Source organism: Desulforamulus profundi, from assembly GCF_002607855.1.
Genome location: NZ_AWQQ01000139.1, coordinates 1 through 3742 on the forward strand (window position 1 = coordinate 1; position 3742 = coordinate 3742).

Consider the following 3742-nt stretch of genomic DNA (forward strand, 5'->3'; position numbering starts at 1 on the left):
GCAATGTGTTCAGCCGACCGGTACTAATAGATCGAGGTCTTGACCTAATTTGAGATGTGAGAAGTGAGAGGTAGGAAGTGAGAGCTAAACACCATCATTTCTCCTTAAGATACGACCTTACTTAAGAGCTGTTCAGTTTTCAGGGAATGCAAAGTTTGCTAAAGGGAAAAGCCTAAAAAGCTGAAGGCCGATGGCCGACGGCTGACGGCTAGACCCCAAAGAATTACCCAAAAGCATAAGATTTTCTGGTGGCGATACCGGAGGGGGTACACCTGTTCCCATCCCGAACACAGCAGTTAAGCCCTCCAGGGCCGATGGTACTCGGGGCGCAAGCCCCYGGGAGAGTAGGTCGTCGCCAGAGTAATTTTAAACACCCGCAGTTATTGACTGCGGGTGTTTTGCATGTTTGGGAAAGCCGTTGATATTTGCTAAACAGCAACAACGAGTGATTCCTAATGAAGATTGGGATGAATTATAGCTGTCTCGTAAGAGACAGTAGTTTAATTTTCAAATAAAAATTTTTAAAGTATTAAAGGATGTTTATTTCTCGGTGCAGCAAAATGAAATCTACGCCCTGGAAATCGCAAAGGCCCTGTCCAAGCAAGCCAGGTTGTTGATTATGGACGAACCCACAGCGGCTTTGACCGAGGCGGAGAAAGAAAAATTATTTGATATCATGCAGTCCCTGGTGAATCAGAGCGTTTCGATTATCTATATTTCACACCGAATGGAGGAACTGTTCCAAATCTGCCACCGGGTGACCGTTTTAAGGGACGGTGAATTTATCGCCACCCGTGACATCGCCGGCACTTCCATTGACCAACTGGTAGCCCTGAAGGATTTATGCCATCGGCGGCAATGAAGAAGCCACCCGCCTGAGCGTATTAAGACCAACCGGTATAAGATTCTGGTCTACTCCATCAGCGGACTGCTGGCAGGTTTAGCAGGGGCCATTTTGATTTAATCTGTCGATCAAACCCTATTTTTTCTTCTGAATCCTAATACATCACCACCACCGCGCCCACAAAGATTAAATAAAAAATGCTGTTAAAGGCCAGGGTTATGGGTCGAATTTCACTCCGTAGATTTAAAAGAACTAGGACTGTACCGGCGGCAACAAGGGCCAGCACGGCGCAGAGAATGCCCAGTGGAGATAACTTCCAGGGAGTCAGCACGATGCCCAGGGCCGGGATCAGGGAACTCTGAAAAACCATAGCGCCGGTAATGTTCCCCAGGGCCAGCGTGTCTTTACCCTGGCGCACCCAGATGACGCTGTTGAACTTTTCCGGCAGTTCGGTGGCAATGGGAGCGATGATTAAGGACAAAATAAAGGCCGGCACACCCCAGATGGAGGCCAAAACTTCAATTTCTTTGACAAATAGATGGGCGCCGATCACAATGCCAATCAAGGCGATGACCACCTGCAGGGAAACAATGGGGATGCCGGGATTCGGGTGGCGCCTTGCCAAATACAAGGGATTATGGGCTTCGCACTGGCCGCCTTCACAGTGCAGGGTCTTGTAGACATAATAAAAATAAGCCGCCACCAAAAATAAAGCCACCAGAGGTTTAAAACCGTCCGAGAAGATTCCTGCCACCACTGCCACGGCATAGACCAGCACAAAAAATTTGAGGTCACGGTTCATAACTTCCCTGTCAATAAACATACTTTGCCGGGCCTTTCCTTTCACTTTCCAGGTCATAGCGGCAAAACCCGTAATGCCCAGGGCCAGGGTGGACAACATAAAGGGCGCTCCCAGAATAGCTCCAATGCCTACATCTTCCGCCATATCTCCTGTGCCGAACAGTATGGCAATGACCGGGATCATGGTTTCCGGCAGGGCGGTACCCACAGCGGCCAAAAGACTCCCCACCGCCCCTTCAGAAAGATGTAATTTTTTCCCCAACCATTCAATTCCATTGGTAAAGACCTCTGCGCTGAGCAAAATAATAGCCAGACTGGCAAGCAAAAGGAGGTATGTCATCTATGCTGTCGGTCCTTTCTGTAGAATCTATGCCTTAAGTTCCCCATGTTGCCGCCCTGTCATACTGAAAGGCAAACAGATTAAAACGGATGTTGATCAAAAACTCTCTTCCACTGCAAGATACGGTTGAAAATAGCTGCACTTAGCAGGGATTTACCATATTTAAACGAAATAGGTTTTAAAACTAAACACGGGAGATGATTGAGATGGAAAACTTGTGGGCCCCCTGGCGGTCTATCTATATCGGCAAGCCACAGACCGGCTGTATTTTCTGTGAAAAACTAAACTCTGATGAGGATAAAGAGAACCTGGTGGTTTACCGGGGAGACAAAACCTTTGTCATCATGAATTTATACCCCTATAATAACGGGCACCTGCTCATTGCACCGAAAAGGCATGTGGGGGACATCACCGAACTGACAGAGGAGGAACTCCTGGAATTAAATAAAATGACCCGCTTTATGGTGCAATCTCTGCGCCGGGCCTTTGGCAATCCCCATGGTTTTAACATTGGAATGAACCTTGGCAAGGTGGCGGGGGCCGGCATTCCCGGACATCTCCATGTACACATTGTTCCCCGCTGGAAGGTGACGCGAATTTTATGGCAGTCATCGGGGATACCAGGGTCATTTCCGAGGGGCTGCAAAGGACCTATGAAAAAATAACCTGGGCAATTACGGAGCTGGAGAAGGAAATGCAGCCTTTATCATAACCAGGAGAATCTTGCATAAAATTTCAAATTTCAGATCATCATAAACCCAGCAATAATTTACGCGGATATTCATTTCTTTCGGCCCTTGCACCGCAAGGGTTATTTTTTGCTCTGCAAGTTGTTGCTTTTTGACACACGAACCTTTAAAATTACTGTAATGAAGGCAGAAGGGAAAACATTCCATGAAGCAGATATGTCTTATGGGAGGAACCTTTGACCCGATCCACTACGGACACCTGGTGGTGGCGGAAGAAGTTCGCCAGAAGTTTGGTATTCAAAAGGTCATTTTCATCCCTGCGGCCAGGCCTCCCCATAAAATGGGTCAGGAAATATCCGAACCACATCACCGGGTAAACATGACTCGCCTGGCCACTGCCAGCAACAGGTATTTTGAAGTATCCACCATCGAAATTGAGAGACAGGGACTTTCTTATACCATTGACACGGTTCAAGAAATAAAATCTATCTATAAGATCGAAACCGTCTATTTCATTACCGGGGCGGATGCCGTTCTTGAGATTCTAACCTGGAAAGAAGCCGAGAAGTTATTGAACATGTGTACTTTCATTGCTGCCACCAGACCAGGCTATAATCTGAACAACCTTAAAGAAACACTGAAATCCTTACCGGGAGAGATCTTTAAAAAAACACTGCCCCTTGAGGTGCCGGCTTTGTCTATTTCTTCCAGTGATATACGGCAAAGGGTGAGGGAAGGCAGGAGTATTAAATACCTGCTGCCGGAGCCGGTGGAACAATACATCAAGGAAAATAAGATTTATTTATAAAAGGATGTTTTGTAAAAATTGTTACATTGATGTATTTGATTGGATACCTTATTTGCCAATCATAGGTAAAAACCTGCAGGTTTTTACTAAACCGTGAATGCACGCTCTGCATAGTGAATGTAAAGATGACACTATGCAACTCACGGGTTCTTAAAAAGCAACGATCTTTTATAAAACAGCGTTAAAACAGCGTTTCCCTCAAATGGAAATATCTTAGTCTACCTGCCACTGCATTTCGTTAATGGCTTCTGCAAATAATA

Annotated in this window: 3 protein-coding genes, 1 rRNA gene and 1 pseudogene; 4 read left to right on the forward strand and 1 reads right to left on the reverse strand. The window is 46.2% G+C overall.

What is annotated here, in order from left to right; all coding sequences use genetic code 11:
• The first annotated feature begins 244 nt into the window (after positions 1-244).
• Positions 245-361: ribosomal RNA gene (gene rrf, locus P378_RS17390) — 5S ribosomal RNA — on the forward strand.
• Between the two features lie 189 nt (positions 362-550).
• Positions 551-862, forward strand: a complete 312-nt coding sequence (locus P378_RS17395; RefSeq protein WP_238473389.1) for a hypothetical protein — start codon at positions 551-553, stop codon at positions 860-862.
• Positions 863-998: 136 nt separating this feature from the next.
• On the opposite strand, the gene P378_RS17405 is transcribed toward P378_RS17395, so the two are convergent.
• Positions 999-1985 carry a sodium:calcium antiporter gene (locus P378_RS17405; RefSeq protein ID WP_099084092.1) on the reverse strand — a complete coding sequence of 329 codons (987 nt, stop codon included), beginning with the start codon at positions 1983-1985 and terminating at the stop codon, positions 999-1001.
• Between the two features lie 206 nt (positions 1986-2191).
• On the opposite strand from P378_RS17405, the pseudogene P378_RS17410 reads away from it, so the two are divergent.
• Together P378_RS17410 and nadD are read left to right on the forward strand one after the other, a co-directional pair.
• Positions 2192-2697 (forward strand): annotated as a pseudogene (locus tag P378_RS17410) (HIT family protein).
• Between the two features lie 182 nt (positions 2698-2879).
• Positions 2880-3482, forward strand: a complete 603-nt coding sequence (gene nadD / locus P378_RS17415) for a nicotinate-nucleotide adenylyltransferase (RefSeq protein WP_099084093.1) — start codon at positions 2880-2882, stop codon at positions 3480-3482.
• Positions 3483-3742: the final 260 nt, after the last annotated feature.